We start from the raw sequence: 15,412 nt of genomic DNA on the forward strand, positions 1-15,412 counted from the left end.
TAGCGCCGCAAATATTCATACAACCGCCAGCTCCACCCGGTGCATGTTGGTCAGGCTCACTTCACCCACACACACCAGGTTACGCAGTTTCTGCGCAATCACCTCGGCCCGGTGCCAGCTCAGGCCGCCAATGCCGACTTCGATGTCCAGCCAGTCATCCTGCTGGCTGACGTGCACGCTGTGCGGGGTCAGGAACTGCAGGGCAAACAGGTTGAGCACGCGGCACAGGCTGTCGGGCTCGGCATCTGCTTGCAGGCGGTAGTGCACGGTGCTGTGGGCGTTGCTGGCGGCCCAGGCGTCGGTACGGGGCTGTGCGTTCATGCTGGTCTCCGCGAATGTGGGAGAAATTCTTGCACGTCAGGCGCGGCATTTTTTCGCTATCATTTGATCATTTTGCCTAGTTGATGAATTGATCAATTCAGATAATGCCAATCAGGAGATTGAACAATGCATAGTGAGCTGGACGCCTACGACCGCCGCATTCTCGAACTGCTGCAAGAGGACGCTTCGCTGTCCAGCGCGCAGATCGCCGAGCGCGTGGGGCTGTCGCAATCGCCGTGCTGGCGGCGCATACAGCGCTTGAAGGAAGAGGGGGTGATTCGCGGGCAGGTGACCTTGCTGGACCGCAAGAAAGTCGGCCTGAACACGCAAATTTTCGCCGAGGTGAAGCTCAATGCTCACGGGCGCTCCAACTTCACCGAGTTTACCGAGGCGATCCGCGGGTTTCCGGAGGTGCTGGAGTGTTATGTGCTGATGGGGGCAGTGGACTTTCTACTGCGCATCGTCACGTCGGATATCGAGGCCTACGAACGGTTCTTCTTCGAAAAACTGTCGAACGTGCCGGGTATCCAGGAAGTGAACTCTATTGTGGCGCTGTCCGAGATCAAGTCCACCACCAGCCTGCCGCTGTCGCGGTGAGGCCATTCGCGGCGCCGAACCGCCGCGAAATGGCGACGCGGTATCAAGCCTTGATCAGGTGCTTCCAGCCGCGACTCTGATCCACTGCCCGAGCCTGTTCGATACGTGCGTCCAGCACTTCATCACTGATTGGCAGTTCGGCCAGCTCGTGCAGCTTCTTCAGGTCGCCATACAGGCGGTCCATCTGCGGCGCTTCCAGCACCTGGCGAGCATGGTGTAGCCAGGCCAGCAGTTGCTCGATACGTGGCAGCTGCTCGGCCAGGTCTTCTGGGCGCTGGGTGTACAGCGGCAGCTTCAACGCACGGCCTTCTTCGCCCAGCAGGTGTGCCAGCCAGCTGGCCAGCTGCGCCTTGCCCTGGCGTTCGCCACGGCCTTTGCGCTCCACGGTCCAGGAACGGGCCAGCAGCCAGCGCGAGGTTTCCAGCGAGAACTGGCCCCAGCGCACGTCTTCCAGTTCTTCGGCGAACTGCTCGGGGGCAGCGCGGCGGATGTCTTCGTCATCGTTGCCGGCCTGCACCAGCGGGCGCCAGTCTTCCAGCAGGGCGTCGAGGCTGCTGCGCAGGTCACGGGTGCTCGCGCGTGGCGCGGCCTGGCCAAGGCTGGCGGTGAGGGCGCGCAGCTCGCTCAGGCACTCGACCCAGTCCTGCAGCAGGCGCCAGTGGCCGTTGTGGCGGTACTGCTCGGCCAGGCGCTGGCTGCTGCCCAGCAGTTGCCAGGCCAATGCGGCGTAAGCGTCGTCCAGGGCCATCTCGGCGTCCAGCTCGCTGTGCGGCAGGCCCAACTCGTAGCTGTCCGGCTCCAGCAGGCGGTAGCCACGCTCGGCCTTGCTGATGTCGCAGGGCATCAGCGGCAGGCTGGCGGCCAGCTCGGCGGCAAGCTCCAGCAGTGCTTGCGGGTCACCTTCGCGCAGTTCCAGCTCCAGCTCGCAGATCTCTTCCTTGCGCTTGCCGGCGATCACGAAGCCCTGGTCCAGCGCGGCTTCGATCACCACTTTGCTCTTGCCACGGCCCCAGGCGATTTCGGCGTATTCACGGCTGAAGTCGGTGGTGAACAGCGGCTTGATGGTTTTCTTGTCCAGGTCTGCCAGTTGCTCGGGCCAGCAGGTGGCGTCCAGCTTCTTCAGGTCGAGCTTGACCTTGTCCAGGTTCCATTCGTACTCGTTGCGCTCGGACAGGCCGGCCACGCTGGTGCCGCGGCATTTGAGGGTCTGGATGACGGCATCGCCATCGCGGCGCAGGCGCAGGGCGACACGGGCGGCGGACAGCTCACGCTCGGGGGTGTCGAAGTACTGGTTGAGCAGTTCACGGGTCTGCCAGCCGGACTTGTTGCGCTTTTTCAGCAGAGGGTGCTCGCGCAGGGCGGCAAGGGTCTCGCGGCTGGCGCGGAGCTTCAGTTCGGTTTCTTTGTGCATCACAGACTCGAAAGAGGGGCGTGGTTGGCGGAGAGTCTACAGCAGTCAGCCACCAACGGTTTATTCCAGACAGCGGATAGTCCTATGATGGGCAACGCTTCCGAGGAGTATGTGCATGCCGTTGCCGACGCTGAAAGACCAGTTTGCCGCCTTGATCGCCGCGCCTTCGGTCAGTTGCACCCAACCTGCGCTGGACCAGTCCAACCGCCACGTGATCGACCTGCTGGCGGGGTGGCTGGGCGACCTGGGGTTCAAATGCGACATCCAGCAGGTCACTGCGGGCAAGTTCAACCTGCTGGCCAGCCGCGGCAGCGGCCCGGGTGGCCTGGTGCTGGCCGGGCACAGCGATACCGTCCCCTATGACGAACAACTGTGGGCCAGCGACCCGCTGAAGCTCACCGAGGTCGATGGCCGCTGGGTCGGCCTGGGCAGCTGTGACATGAAGGGCTTTTTCGCCTTGGTCATCGAAGCCGTCATCCCGCTGTTGGAGCACGACTTCAAGCAGCCACTGCTGATCCTCGCCACCTGCGACGAAGAAAGCTCCATGTCCGGTGCCCGCGCCCTGGCTGAGGCCGGCCAGCCCCTGGGCCGTGTTGCGGTCATCGGCGAGCCTACCGGGCTGCGGCCGATCCGCATGCACAAGGGCATTCTCATGGACCGCATCGACATCCTCGGGCGCAGCGGCCATTCGTCGGACCCAAGCCTGGGCCGCAGCGCCCTGGAGGCCATGCACGCGGTGATGGCCGAGCTGATGGGCTTGCGCCAGCAATGGCAGCAAACCTACCGCAACCCGCAGTTCACCGTGCCGACCCCGACCCTGAACTTCGGCTGCATCCACGGCGGCGACAACCCCAACCGCATCTGCGGCCAGTGTGCGCTCGAATTCGACCTGCGGCCGCTGCCGGGCATGGATGTGGAGCAACTGCGCGCAGCCATACGCGAAAAGCTGGTGCCCGTGGCCGAGCGCCATGATGTGCGCATCGACTATGCACCGCTGTTCCCGGAGGTGCCGCCGTTCGAGCAGGCTGCCGATGCCGAGCTGGTGCAAGTGGCGGAACGCCTGACGGGCCATCGCGCCGAAGCGGTGGCGTTTGGCACCGAAGCGCCTTATCTTCAGCAGCTGGGCTGCCAGACCATCGTGCTGGGCCCTGGCGACATCGCCTGTGCCCACCAGCCCGGCGAATACCTTGAAATGTCACGAATCGAGCCTACCGTGCGTCTATTGCGTGACCTGATCCGGCACTATTGCCTGCACTAAACGTCAATCGAGTTGATTCGTTCCTGCCTAGAGGAGACCGCGCGTGACCGCAAGCCTGTTCCGACGATGATCTTGAACGCCCCTTGTATCGCCGTTCTCCGTCCACTTATCCACAGGCCCTGTCATGCCCGACTACGTCAACTGGCTGCGTCATGCCTCCCCGTACATCAATGCCCATCGCGACTGCACCTTCGTGGTCATGCTCCCCGGCGATGGGGTGGAACACCCTAATTTCGGCAACATCGTCCACGACCTGGTGTTGCTGCACAGCCTGGGCGTGCGCCTCGTGCTGGTGCATGGCTCGCGCCCGCAGATCGAAAGCCGATTGGCCGAGCGCGGGCTGACCCCGCACTACCACCATGGCCTGCGTATCACCGATGCCGCCACCCTGGACTGCGTGATCGATGCCGTTGGCGCCCTGCGCCTGGCCATCGAGGCACGCCTGTCGATGGACATCGCCGCGTCGCCGATGCAAGGCTCGCGCCTGCGGGTGGCGTCTGGCAACCTGGTTACCGCACGGCCGATCGGCGTGCTCGAAGGGGTGGACTACCACCACACCGGTGAAGTGCGCCGGGTCGACCGCAAGGGCATCAGCCGCCTGCTCGACGAGCGCTCCATCGTGCTGTTGTCGCCGCTGGGCTACTCGCCCACCGGCGAAATCTTCAACCTGGCCTGTGAAGATGTGGCCACCCGTGCCGCCATCGAACTGGGGGCCGACAAGTTGCTGCTGTTCGGCGCCGAGCCGGGCCTGCTGGACGCCGACGGCAAGCTGGTGCGGGAACTGCGCCCGCAGCAGGTTGCCCCGCACCTGCAGCGTCTGGGCAGCGACTACCAGGGCGAACTGCTGGACGCCGCCGCCGAGGCCTGCAAGGGCGGCGTGGCGCGCAGCCACATTGTCAGTTATGCCGAGGACGGCGCACTGCTGACCGAACTGTTCACCCGGGGTGGTGGCGGTACGCTCGTGTCGCAGGAGCAGTTCGAAGTGGTGCGCGAGGCAACCATCGAGGATGTGGGCGGCTTGCTGGAACTGATCAGCCCGCTGGAAGAGCAGGGCATTCTGGTGCGCCGCTCGCGTGAAGTGCTGGAGCGGGAGATCGAGCAGTTCAGCGTGGTCGAGCGCGAGGGCATGATCATCGCCTGTGCGGCGTTGTACCCGATTGCCGAATCCGAAGCAGGAGAGCTGGCATGCCTGGCGGTGAACCCGGAATACCGCCACGGCGGGCGCGGAGATGAATTGCTGGAGCGCATCGAGAGCCGGGCGCGGCAGATGGGGTTGAATACCCTGTTCGTGCTGACGACGCGTACGGCGCACTGGTTCCGTGAGCGCGGTTTTGCACCCAGCGGTGTGGAGCGGCTGCCATCGGCGCGGGCTTCGCTGTACAACTACCAGCGCAATTCGAAGATTTTCGAGAAACCGCTTTAAGCCTGTACCGGCCTCTTCGCGGGACAAGCCCGCTCCCACAGGGTAATCTCCAGTGCTGAAGCTTGTGGCTTACCTGCGGAAGCGGGCGACACCGGTCTCAAACAAGAACGCCGCCCTTGAGGGGCGGCGTTTTTGTTTACACGGTATGCAGGTACCAGTTGTACTCGAGGTCGGAGATCGAGTGCTCGAACTCCTCCAGCTCGCTTTCCTTGCACGCGACGAAGATGTCGATGTACTTCGGATCGATGTACTTGTTGAGGATCTCGCTGTCGTCCAGCTCGCGCAAGGCATCGCGCAGGTTGTTCGGCAGGCTCTGCTCCAGCTGCTCGTACGAGTTGCCTTCGATTGGCTTGCCCGGCTCGATCTTGTTAGTCAGGCCGTGGTGCACGCCTGCCAGTACGGCCGCCATCATCAGGTACGGGTTGGCGTCGGCGCCGGCGACCCGGTGCTCGAGGCGCACGGCATCTGCCGAGCCTGTTGGCACCCGCAGCGCTACGGTGCGGTTGTCCAGGCCCCAGCTTGGCGCGTTCGGAACATAGAACTGCGCGCCAAAGCGGCGGTACGAGTTGACGTTCGGGCAAAGGAACGCCATGGACGCGGGCAGGGTCTCGAGCACACCGCCGACAGCGTGACGTAGCGCGGCGTTCTGCTCGGGATCCTCGCTGGTGAAGATGTTGTGGCCATCTTTGTCCAGCACGGAAATGTGTACATGCAGGCCGTTGCCTGCCTGGCCCGGGTAGGGCTTGGCCATGAAGGTGGTATCCATTTCATGGTCGTACGCAATGTTCTTGATCAACCGCTTGAGCAGTACTGCGTAGTCACAGGCCTTGAGCGGGTCGGGGACGTGGTGCAGGTTGACTTCGAACTGCGCCGGGGCGCTTTCCTTGACGATGGCGTCGGCCGGGATGCCTTGTTCTTTCGCGCCTTCGAGGATGTCCTGCAGGCAGTCGGCATATTCGTCGAGGTCGTCGATCAGGTACACCTGGGTCGACTGCGGGCGTTTGCCCGAAATTGGCGAGCGCGGCGGCTGCGGGCGGCCGTTCACGTTCTCCTGGTCGATCAGGTAGAACTCCAGTTCGAATGCAGCGCAAATGGTGAGGCCCATCTCGTCGAACTTGCTCACCACCTGACGCAGCACTTCACGAGGGTCGGCGAAGAACGGCTCGCCTTCGATCTCGTGCATGGTCATCAGCAGTTGGGCAGTGGGGCGCTTTTGCCACGGCTCGTTACAGAGCGTGTCGGGGATCGGGTAGCAGATGCGGTCAGCATCGCCAATGTCCAGGCCAAGCCCGGTACTTTCGACGGTGGAACCGTTGATGTCCAGGGCGAAGAGGGAGGCCGGCAGGTTGATGCCTTTCTCGTAAACCTTGTGGAGGCTGGTGCGCTCAATGCGCTTGCCGCGCACCACACCATTCATATCTGCAATCAGAAGGTCAACGTAGAGAACCTCAGGATGTTCCTTAAGGAACGCGTTCGCTTCGTTAAGCTGAACGGCACGCGGGGGTACCGACATGATGCAACACCTTTGTTGTTAAAAATATCAATCAAGGGGGGCTTGCAGGACCAGTCAATCGAAAAGCCATACTGATGTCAAGCCAACCCCATGATGCCCTGAAATGGCACATCTACGGCAGATTTGCTGCAAATCGGGGCGTGCCATTATCCGCTATTTCACCTGCAAAGGGGTATCTCAAGCGTGCCGTCTTTTATTTTTTACGCGGGTGTTGTGTAAAAAAATGAACAAGGCTAAGCTCGGTCACAACCCAGAACACAATAATACGAGGGTCACATGGTCCGCTTGCCGCGACCTGAAAGCACTGCCTGCGCAGTGCCAACGGGTACCTCTGTCGTTTTTGCAAGCTTCGTCAATGGCGTGGTCGCCCTGGCCGCAATAATTGACGTTTGGCGTCTCCGGTCCTGGCCTCGAAGCGGCTTGCCGCCTTTCACTTCGTCTTCCTGCCCTTCCAACTCATTATGGACACACTTGTTTTCAGTGTATCCACTGCGGCGCTGCGCGGGGGTTTTTGCTTTAGCAATCTACTCCATCCAGAATCAACGTGCGGCCCACCTTACCTCCTGAGGTATTTATGAGTAACAACCTCGACCAGCTCACCGATTGGTTGAAAGAGCACAAGATCACCGAAGTCGAATGCATGATCAGTGACCTGACCGGCATCACGCGCGGCAAGATTTCGCCCACCAACAAATTCATCGCTGAAAAAGGCATGCGCCTGCCCGAGAGCGTGCTGCTGCAGACCGTGACTGGCGACTACGTCGACGACGACATCTATTACGAACTGCTCGACCCGGCCGACATCGACATGATCTGCCGCCCCGACGAGAACGCCGTGTTCCTGGTGCCGTGGGCCATCGAGCCGACAGCGCAGGTGATCCACGACACCTACGACAAGAAGGGCAACCCGGTCGAACTGTCGCCGCGCAACGTGTTGAAGAAAGTCCTCAAGCTCTACGCCGACAAGGGCTGGCAGCCGATTGTCGCGCCCGAGATGGAGTTCTACCTGACCAAGCGCAGCGAAGACCCGGACTTCCCGTTGCAGCCCCCGGTAGGCCGTTCGGGCCGCCCGGAAACCGGCCGCCAGTCGTTCTCGATCGAAGCCGCCAACGAATTCGACCCGCTGTTCGAAGACGTGTACGACTGGTGCGAACTGCAGCAGCTGGACCTGGACACGCTGATTCACGAAGACGGCACGGCGCAGATGGAAATCAACTTCCGTCACGGCAACGCCCTGCACCTGGCCGACCAGATCCTGGTGTTCAAGCGCACCATGCGCGAGGCTGCACTCAAGCACAACGTGGCCGCCACCTTCATGGCCAAGCCCATGACCGGCGAGCCGGGCAGTGCCATGCACCTGCACCAGAGCGTGGTCGACCTGGCCACTGGCAAGAACATCTTCAGCAATGAAGACGGCAGCATGAGCGAGCTGTTCCTCAACCACATCGGTGGCTTGCAGAAGTTCATCCCCGAGGCGCTGCCGCTGTTCGCCCCCAACGTCAACTCGTTCCGCCGCTTCCTGCCCGACACGTCGGCGCCGGTGAACGTGGAGTGGGGCGAAGAAAACCGCACCGTCGGCCTGCGCGTACCGGATGCCGGCCCGCAAAGCCGCCGGGTCGAGAACCGCCTGCCGGGCGCTGACGCCAACCCTTACCTGGCCATTGCCGCCAGCCTGCTGTGTGGCTACATCGGCATGGTCGAAGGCATCGAGGCCAGCGCGCCGGTGCAGGGCCGTGGCTACGAACGCCGCAACCTGCGCCTGCCGCTGACCATCGAAGATGCCCTGGAGCGCATGGAAAACAGCCGTGCGTTGGTGCAGTACCTGGGCAAGAAATTCATTACCGGCTACGTCGCCACCAAGCGCGCCGAGCACGAGAACTTCAAACGCGTCATCAGTTCCTGGGAGCGTGAGTTCCTGCTGTTCGCTGTCTGATAAACCCTGGGGCCGCTGGAGCGCGGCTGTCGAACAACGGAGAAGCACATGAGCGTCAACAACCCGCAAACCCGTGAATGGCAAACCCTGAGCGGGGAGCACCATCTCGCACCTTTCAGTGACTACAAGCAGCTGAAGGAGAAGGGGCCGCGCATTATCACCAAGGCCCAGGGCGTGCATTTGTGGGACAGCGAGGGGCACAAGATCCTCGACGGCATGGCGGGCCTGTGGTGCGTGGCGGTCGGTTACGGCCGTGAAGAGCTGGTGCAGGCGGCAGAAAAGCAGATGCGCGAGCTGCCGTACTACAACCTGTTCTTCCAGACTGCTCACCCGCCTGCGCTGGAACTGGCCAAGGCGATCACCGATGTGGCGCCCGAAGGCATGACCCATGTGTTCTTCACCGGCTCCGGCTCAGAAGGCAACGACACCGTGCTGCGCATGGTGCGTCACTACTGGGCGCTGAAGGGCAAACCGCACAAGCAGACCATCATCGGCCGTATCAACGGCTATCACGGCTCCACCTTCGCCGGTGCTTGCCTGGGCGGCATGAGCGGCATGCACGAGCAGGGCGGCCTGCCGATCCCGGGCATCGTGCACATCCCGCAGCCGTACTGGTTCGGCGAAGGCGGTGACATGACCCCGGATGCGTTCGGTGTCTGGGCGGCCGAGCAGCTCGAGAAGAAAATCCTCGAAGTGGGCGAAGACAACGTCGCCGCCTTCATCGCCGAGCCTATCCAGGGCGCAGGCGGCGTGATCATCCCGCCAGAAACCTATTGGCCGAAGGTGAAGGAGATTCTTGCCAAGTACGACATCCTGTTCGTTGCCGACGAAGTCATCTGCGGTTTCGGCCGTACCGGCGAATGGTTCGGCTCTGACTATTACGACCTCAAGCCCGACCTTATGACCATCGCCAAGGGCCTGACCTCCGGTTACATCCCCATGGGCGGTGTGATCGTGCGTGACAAAGTGGCCAAGGTCATCAGCGAAGGCGGTGACTTCAACCACGGTTTCACCTATTCGGGTCACCCGGTCGCGGCCGCGGTGGGCCTGGAAAACCTGCGCATCCTGCGCGACGAGAAAATTGTCGAGAAGGCGCGCACTGAAGCGGCACCGTATTTGCAAAAGCGTTTGCGTGAGCTGCAGGACCACCCGCTGGTGGGTGAAGTCCGTGGCCTTGGCATGCTCGGCGCGATCGAGCTGGTCAAGGACAAGGCCACCCGCAGCCGTTACGAGGGCAAGGGTGTGGGCATGATCTGCCGTAACTTCTGCTTCGAAAATGGCCTGATCATGCGCGCGGTGGGTGACACCATGATCATCGCGCCGCCGCTGGTGATCAGCCATGCGGAGATCGACGAGCTGGTGGAAAAGGCGCGCAAATGCCTGGACCTGACGCTCCAGGCGATCAACTGAGCACCTGCTAGGCTAGCGATGTGACATTAAGTCGTTACAACGCCCTGCTTTCCTTGATACAGGGCCTTGTAACTTGCCAGACTAGCGACTGTTTCAGTCGCCGCGCGCTCTGCACCGTGGGTCCTGGCTGCTGAACGGAAGGCTAAACAAAAATTCTGGAGCATTACGCATGAAGAAAATGGGCAAGACGTTGCTGGCCGCCGCCCTTATGGGTGCCATGGCCTCCGCTGTTCAGGCTGAAGACAAGGTGTTGAACGTCTACAACTGGTCGGACTACATCGCGCCGGACACCATCGCCAAGTTCGAGAAGCAGACCGGTATCAAGGTCAAGTACGACGTCTTCGACAGCAACGAAACCCTCGAAGCCAAGCTGCTGGCAGGCAAGTCGGGCTACGACATCGTGGTGCCGTCCAACAACTTCCTGGCCAAGCAGATCAAGGCGGGTGTTTACGAGGAGCTGGACCGTTCCAAGCTGCCGAACTGGAAGAACCTCGACCCCGACCTGCTCAAAGCCGTTGGCGATGCCAGCGACAAGGACAACAAGCACGCCTTCCCGTACATGTGGGGCTCGATCGGCATCGGCTACAACCCGGAGAAGGTCAAGGCCGCGCTGGGCGTGGACAAGATCGACTCGTGGGACGTGGTGTTCAAGCCTGAGAACATCGCCAAGCTCAAAAGCTGCGGTGTGAGCTTCCTCGATGCACCGACCGAAATGATCCCGGCCGCGCTGCACTACCTGGGCCTGCCGAGCAACAGCACCAAAAAAGAAGACCTGAAGGCCGCCGAGGACCTGTTCCTCAAGATTCGTCCTTCGATCACCTACTTCCACTCGTCCAAGTACATCGGCGACATGGCCAACGGCAACATCTGCGTGGCGGTCGGTTACTCGGGTGACCTGGAGCAGTCCAAGGCCCGCGCCCACGAAGCTGGCGACAAGGTGAAAGTGGACTACGTCATTCCGAAAGAAGGCGCCGGTACCTTCTATGACATGGTCGCCATCCCCAAAGATGCCGAGCATAAAGACGCCGCCTATCAGTTCATGGACTTCCTGATGCAGCCGGAAATCATGGCCGAGATCACCAACGCCGTGCGCTTCCCGAACGGCAACCAGGCTGCCACTGCGCTCGTGAACAAAGACATCAGCGGTGACCCGAGCATCTACCCGCCTGCCGAAGTGAAGAAGCAGCTGTACGCGATCGCTGCGCCTGACGCTTCTGTGCAGCGTGTAATCACCCGCAGCTGGACCAAGATCAAATCGGGCAAATAAGCCCTATGCGACACCTCTGGGCCGGGCTTTACCGGCCCAGAGCCAGTGAAAGGCAATTGTTGATTGCGGCATCGAAGCTGCGAAGGTAAGTTGCGCGCCGGTTTTGCGTGTGCGGCAGCATTGTCGCGACCCAGGCACTGATTGTGAGGAGCACCCACTTGTCTATTTCTGTATACCGCAAGGCCTTGATGGCTGGTGCGGGCCTGACGCTGGCATGCAGCGTCCAAGCGGCGCCTACGGTGCACTTCTACAACTGGTCCGACTATATCGGCCCGACCACACTCGCGGACTTCGAGAAAGCAACGGGCATCAAGCCCGTGCAGGACGTGTTCGATTCCAACGAAACTCTGGAAGGCAAGCTGCTGGCCGGTAATACCGGCTATGACGTGGTGGTGCCGTCCAACCATTTCCTCGGCAAGCAGATCAAGGCGGGCGCGTTCCAGAAGCTCGACAAGAACCTGCTGCCCAATTATTCCAACCTGGACCCTGGGTTGATGAAGCGCCTGGAAAAGAACGACCCGGGCAACCAGTACGCCGTGCCTTACCTGTGGGGCACCAACGGCATCGGTTACAACGTCGACAAGGTGAAGGCCGCGCTGGGCGTGGACACCATCGACTCCTGGGCCGTGCTGTTCGAACCCGAGAACATGAAGAAGCTCTCCAAGTGCGGCGTGGCCTTCCTCGACTCGGCGGACGAAATGCTGCCGGCGGTACTCAACTACATGGGGCTCAACCCCAACAGCACCGACCCCAAGGATTATGCAAAAGCGGAGCAGAAGCTGCTGGCCGTGCGCCCGTACGTGACCTACTTCCACTCGTCCAAGTACATCACCGACCTGGCCAACGGCGACATCTGCGTCGCGGCAGGCTTCTCCGGAGATGTGTTCCAGGCCAAGGCCCGCGCTGAAGAAGCGAAGAAGGGTGTGAACCTGGCCTATGCCATTCCCAAGGAAGGCGGCAACCTCTGGTTCGACGTGCTGGCGATCCCCAAGGATGCCAAGAACGTCAAAGAGGCCCACGCCTTCATCAACTATTTGCTGAAACCTGAGGTTATCGCCCAGGTCAGTGATTACGTCGGTTACGCCAACCCGAACCCCAAGGCTGGCGACCTGATGGACCAGGCCGTGAGGACTGACGCCGCGGTATACCCACCGCAGGAAGTGCTGGACAAGATGTTCGTCAACAGTGAGTTGCCACCCAAGGTGCAACGTTTGATGACCCGCAGCTGGACCAAGGTCAAGTCGGGCAAGTAACAATCCAGGCCCGCCGCAAAGCAGGGGCGGGCACACAAATCTTGTTGGGAGTTTCACTCATGGCAGTTGCCTCCGGTGCCTATAAGAAAGCCCTCGAGGGTGGCCAGCAACCCAAGCAGGTGCTGGTCAAGATCGACCGGGTCACGAAAAAATTCGACGAAACCATCGCCGTAGACGATGTGTCGCTGGAAATCCGCAAAGGCGAGATCTTTGCCCTGCTGGGTGGCTCCGGTTCTGGCAAATCGACTTTGCTGCGCATGCTGGCCGGCTTCGAGCGCCCGACCGAAGGGCGAATCTTCCTCGATGGCGTCGACATCACCGACATGCCGCCCTACGAGCGGCCGATCAACATGATGTTCCAGTCTTATGCGCTGTTCCCGCACATGACCGTGGCGCAGAACATCGCCTTTGGCCTGCAGCAGGACAAGATGCCCAAGGCCGAGATCGATGCCCGCGTGGAGGAGATGCTCAAGCTGGTGCACATGACTCAGTACGCCAAGCGCAAGCCGCACCAGTTATCCGGTGGCCAGCGTCAGCGTGTGGCCCTGGCCCGCTCGCTGGCCAAGCGCCCCAAGCTGCTGCTGCTCGACGAGCCGATGGGGGCGCTGGACAAGAAACTGCGTTCGCAGATGCAGCTGGAACTGGTGGAGATCATCGAGCGGGTGGGCGTGACCTGCGTGATGGTGACCCACGACCAGGAAGAGGCCATGACCATGGCCCAGCGCATTGCCATCATGCACCTGGGCTGGATTGCCCAGATCGGCTCGCCCGTGGACATTTACGAAACGCCGACCAGCCGCCTGGTGTGCGAGTTCATCGGTAACGTCAACCTCTTCGAAGGTGATGTGGTCGATGATGCCGAAGGCTACGCGATCATTGCCAGCCCGGAGCTTGAGCGCAAGATCTACGTGGGCCATGGCATCACCACCTCGGTGGAAGACAAGCACATCACCTACGCCCTGCGCCCGGAAAAGCTGCTGGTAACCACCAAGCAGCCGGATTTCGAGCACAACTGGTCGCGCGGCAAGGTGCATGACATCGCCTACCTGGGTGGCCACTCGGTGTTCTACGTGGAGTTGCCGAGCGGCAAGGTTGTGCAGTCGTTCGTCGCCAACGCCGAGCGCCAGGGTACCCGCCCGACCTGGGGCGATGAAGTGTACGTGTGGTGGGAAGACGACAGCGGCGTGGTACTGCGGTCATGAAACTGCGCAAGCTCAAGCGAGCCTTCCAGCGCCTCACCCCGCGGGGGCGGCACGTGGTGATCGGCGTGCCGTTCATCTGGCTGTTCCTGTTCTTCATGCTGCCGTTCTTCATCGTGCTGAAGATCAGCTTCGCCGAAGCCGACGTGGCGATCCCGCCGTATACCGAGATCTACAGCTACGTCGAAGACAAGATCCAGTTGGTGCTCAACCTGGCCAACTATGGCTTGTTGACCGAGGATGAGCTGTACCTCTCGGCTTACCTGGGCTCGTTGAAGATGGCTTTCTTCAGCACCCTGCTGTGCCTGCTGATCGGCTTCCCGATGGCCTACGCCATTGCCAACGCCAAGAAGGAAACCCAGACCGTCCTGCTGCTGTTGATCATGATGCCGACATGGACCGCGATCCTGATCCGCGTCTATGCCTGGATGGGTATCCTGAGCAACAACGGCCTGCTCAACGGCTTCCTGATGTGGACCGGGTTGATCGACCAGCCGCTGCAGATCCTCAACACCAACCTGGCGGTGTACATCGGCGTGGTCTATTCGTACCTGCCGTTCATGATCCTGCCGCTGTTCGCCAACCTGGTGAAGCATGACCCGAGCCTGCTCGAGGCTGCATCCGACCTGGGCTCGAGCACTTTCAACAGCTTCTGGAAGATTACCGTTCCGCTGTCGAAGAACGGCATCATCGCCGGCTGCATGCTGGTGTTCATCCCGGTGGTGGGCGAGTTCGTGATCCCAGAACTGCTCGGCGGCCCGGAAACCCTGATGATCGGCAAGGTGCTGTGGCAAGAGTTCTTCAACAACCGTGACTGGCCGGTAGCTTCTGCGCTGGCGGTAGTGATGCTGGCGATCCTGATCGTGCCGATCCTGCTGTTCAACCGCAGCCAGGCCAAAGAAATGGAGGGCCGCGCATGAAACGCTTCAGTTTCTCCAAGCTGATGCTGGTGCTTGGCTTGCTGTTCATCTACCTGCCGATGCTGATCCTGGTGATCTACTCGTTCAACGCCTCCAAGCTGGTGACGGTGTGGGGGGGCTGGTCGATCAAGTGGTACGTCGGCCTGCTCGACAACACCCAGCTGATGGGTTCGGTGATGCGCTCGCTGGAAATCGCCTGCTACACGGCGGTGGCAGCGGTGGCGCTGGGTACCCTGGCGGCCTTTGTGCTGACCCGGGTCACCCGCTTCAAGGGCCGCACGCTGTTCGGTGGCCTGGTCACTGCGCCGCTGGTAATGCCTGAAGTGATCACCGGTCTGTCGCTGTTGCTGCTGTTTGTGGCCATGGCGCAGATGATCGGCTGGCCCCAGGAGCGCGGCATCGTCACCATCTGGATTGCCCACACCACGTTCTGTGCAGCGTATGTGGCGGTAGTGGTGTCGGCACGCCTGCGTGAGCTGGACCTGTCGATCGAAGAAGCGGCGATGGACCTGGGTGCCAAGCCGTGGAAGGTGTTCTTCCTGATCACCATCCCGATGATCGCGCCATCGCTGGCAGCAGGCGGCATGATGTCGTTCGCGCTGTCGCTGGACGACCTGGTGCTGGCCAGCTTCGTGTCCGGCCCGGGCTCGACCACCTTGCCGATGGAGGTGTTCTCGGCAGTGCGCCTGGGCGTGAAGCCGGAGATCAACGCCGTGGCCAGCCTGATCCTGCTGTCGGTGTCGCTGGTGACCTTCTTTGTCTGGTACTTCAGCCGCCGCAGCGAAGAGCGTCGTCGCAAGGCGATTCAGCAGGCGATCGAGGAAGGCGCTGCGGCCAACGCTTCGCAGCCGCAGGTCAAGCGCCCGACACAGGTGGCTGCGTCGGCCTGACCCGGCCCTTTCGCGGC

Annotated in this window: 13 protein-coding genes; 10 read left to right on the forward strand and 3 right to left on the reverse strand. The window is 61.5% G+C overall.

Annotation, left to right across the window (positions count from 1 at the left end; translation table 11 throughout):
* Positions 1-15 precede the first annotated feature (15 nt).
* Positions 16-321: a hypothetical protein gene (locus J3A71_RS01015; RefSeq protein WP_016489732.1), complete on the reverse strand. Its 306-nt coding sequence runs from the start codon at positions 319-321 to the stop codon at positions 16-18.
* 126 nt (positions 322-447) lie between these two features.
* Between J3A71_RS01015 and J3A71_RS01020 the strand changes: the two genes are divergently transcribed.
* Entirely contained in the window at positions 448-918 is a 471-nt protein-coding gene (locus tag J3A71_RS01020; protein WP_003253717.1) for an Lrp/AsnC family transcriptional regulator, read from the forward strand.
* Positions 919-961: 43 nt separating this feature from the next.
* On the opposite strand, the gene J3A71_RS01025 is transcribed toward J3A71_RS01020, so the two are convergent.
* Positions 962-2,329 (reverse strand): CYTH domain-containing protein, encoded by a 1,368-nt coding sequence (locus J3A71_RS01025; protein ID WP_024718089.1) that lies wholly within the window; start codon positions 2,327-2,329, stop codon positions 962-964.
* 115 nt (positions 2,330-2,444) lie between these two features.
* Between J3A71_RS01025 and argE the strand changes: the two genes are divergently transcribed.
* Entirely contained in the window at positions 2,445-3,587 is a 1,143-nt protein-coding gene (gene argE, locus J3A71_RS01030) for an acetylornithine deacetylase (protein ID WP_096426892.1), read from the forward strand.
* A 124-nt stretch (positions 3,588-3,711) separates the two neighbouring features.
* Positions 3,712-5,010: an amino-acid N-acetyltransferase gene (gene argA / locus J3A71_RS01035; protein ID WP_016489729.1), complete on the forward strand. Its 1,299-nt coding sequence runs from the start codon at positions 3,712-3,714 to the stop codon at positions 5,008-5,010.
* A gap of 136 nt (positions 5,011-5,146) precedes the next feature.
* On the opposite strand, the gene J3A71_RS01040 is transcribed toward argA, so the two are convergent.
* The gene (locus J3A71_RS01040) at positions 5,147-6,523 is read right to left on the reverse strand and encodes a glutamine synthetase family protein (RefSeq protein WP_016489728.1); all 1,377 of its coding nucleotides are present in this window, start codon (positions 6,521-6,523) and stop codon (positions 5,147-5,149) included.
* Positions 6,524-7,097: 574 nt separating this feature from the next.
* Here J3A71_RS01040 and J3A71_RS01045 point away from each other — a divergent pair.
* From J3A71_RS01045 to J3A71_RS01075, 7 genes are all read left to right on the forward strand, one after another.
* The gene (locus tag J3A71_RS01045) at positions 7,098-8,456 is read left to right on the forward strand and encodes a glutamine synthetase family protein (protein ID WP_016489727.1); all 1,359 of its coding nucleotides are present in this window, start codon (positions 7,098-7,100) and stop codon (positions 8,454-8,456) included.
* Positions 8,457-8,504: 48 nt separating this feature from the next.
* On the forward strand, positions 8,505-9,866 hold the full coding sequence (locus tag J3A71_RS01050; protein ID WP_016489726.1) for an aminotransferase: 1,362 nt from the start codon (positions 8,505-8,507) through the stop codon (positions 9,864-9,866).
* Between the two features lie 169 nt (positions 9,867-10,035).
* On the forward strand, positions 10,036-11,133 hold the full coding sequence (locus J3A71_RS01055) for a polyamine ABC transporter substrate-binding protein (protein ID WP_016489725.1): 1,098 nt from the start codon (positions 10,036-10,038) through the stop codon (positions 11,131-11,133).
* A gap of 158 nt (positions 11,134-11,291) precedes the next feature.
* Positions 11,292-12,386 (forward strand): polyamine ABC transporter substrate-binding protein, encoded by a 1,095-nt coding sequence (locus J3A71_RS01060; RefSeq protein WP_016489724.1) that lies wholly within the window; start codon positions 11,292-11,294, stop codon positions 12,384-12,386.
* Between the two features lie 59 nt (positions 12,387-12,445).
* Entirely contained in the window at positions 12,446-13,588 is a 1,143-nt protein-coding gene (gene potA, locus J3A71_RS01065) for a polyamine ABC transporter ATP-binding protein (RefSeq protein WP_016489723.1), read from the forward strand.
* Positions 13,585-14,505, forward strand: coding sequence for an ABC transporter permease subunit (locus tag J3A71_RS01070; protein WP_016489722.1), 921 nt, complete (start codon positions 13,585-13,587; stop codon positions 14,503-14,505). Before potA ends, J3A71_RS01070 begins: the two co-directional genes overlap by 4 nt.
* Positions 14,502-15,395 (forward strand): ABC transporter permease subunit, encoded by an 894-nt coding sequence (locus J3A71_RS01075; protein WP_016489721.1) that lies wholly within the window; start codon positions 14,502-14,504, stop codon positions 15,393-15,395. The genes J3A71_RS01070 and J3A71_RS01075 overlap by 4 nt, the downstream gene beginning before the upstream one ends.
* The last annotated feature ends 17 nt before the right edge of the window (positions 15,396-15,412 follow it).

It is taken from the genome of Pseudomonas sp. PvP089, assembly GCF_017875165.1.
GTDB lineage: Bacteria > Pseudomonadota > Gammaproteobacteria > Pseudomonadales > Pseudomonadaceae > Aquipseudomonas > Aquipseudomonas fortuita.

Excerpts from the sequence above, each read along its gene's own strand:
- J3A71_RS01015 (WP_016489732.1), bottom strand. The coding sequence starts at position 321 with ATGAACGCACAGCCCCGTACCGACGCCTGGGCCGCCAGCAACGCCCAC.
- J3A71_RS01020 (WP_003253717.1), top strand. The coding sequence starts at position 448 with ATGCATAGTGAGCTGGACGCCTACGACCGCCGCATTCTCGAACTGCTG.
- J3A71_RS01025 (WP_024718089.1), bottom strand. The coding sequence starts at position 2,329 with ATGCACAAAGAAACCGAACTGAAGCTCCGCGCCAGCCGCGAGACCCTT.
- argE (WP_096426892.1), top strand. The coding sequence starts at position 2,445 with ATGCCGTTGCCGACGCTGAAAGACCAGTTTGCCGCCTTGATCGCCGCG.
- argA (WP_016489729.1), top strand. The coding sequence starts at position 3,712 with ATGCCCGACTACGTCAACTGGCTGCGTCATGCCTCCCCGTACATCAAT.
- J3A71_RS01040 (WP_016489728.1), bottom strand. The coding sequence starts at position 6,523 with ATGTCGGTACCCCCGCGTGCCGTTCAGCTTAACGAAGCGAACGCGTTC.
- J3A71_RS01045 (WP_016489727.1), top strand. The coding sequence starts at position 7,098 with ATGAGTAACAACCTCGACCAGCTCACCGATTGGTTGAAAGAGCACAAG.
- J3A71_RS01050 (WP_016489726.1), top strand. The coding sequence starts at position 8,505 with ATGAGCGTCAACAACCCGCAAACCCGTGAATGGCAAACCCTGAGCGGG.
- J3A71_RS01055 (WP_016489725.1), top strand. The coding sequence starts at position 10,036 with ATGAAGAAAATGGGCAAGACGTTGCTGGCCGCCGCCCTTATGGGTGCC.
- potA (WP_016489723.1), top strand. The coding sequence starts at position 12,446 with ATGGCAGTTGCCTCCGGTGCCTATAAGAAAGCCCTCGAGGGTGGCCAG.
- J3A71_RS01070 (WP_016489722.1), top strand. The coding sequence starts at position 13,585 with ATGAAACTGCGCAAGCTCAAGCGAGCCTTCCAGCGCCTCACCCCGCGG.
- J3A71_RS01075 (WP_016489721.1), top strand. The coding sequence starts at position 14,502 with ATGAAACGCTTCAGTTTCTCCAAGCTGATGCTGGTGCTTGGCTTGCTG.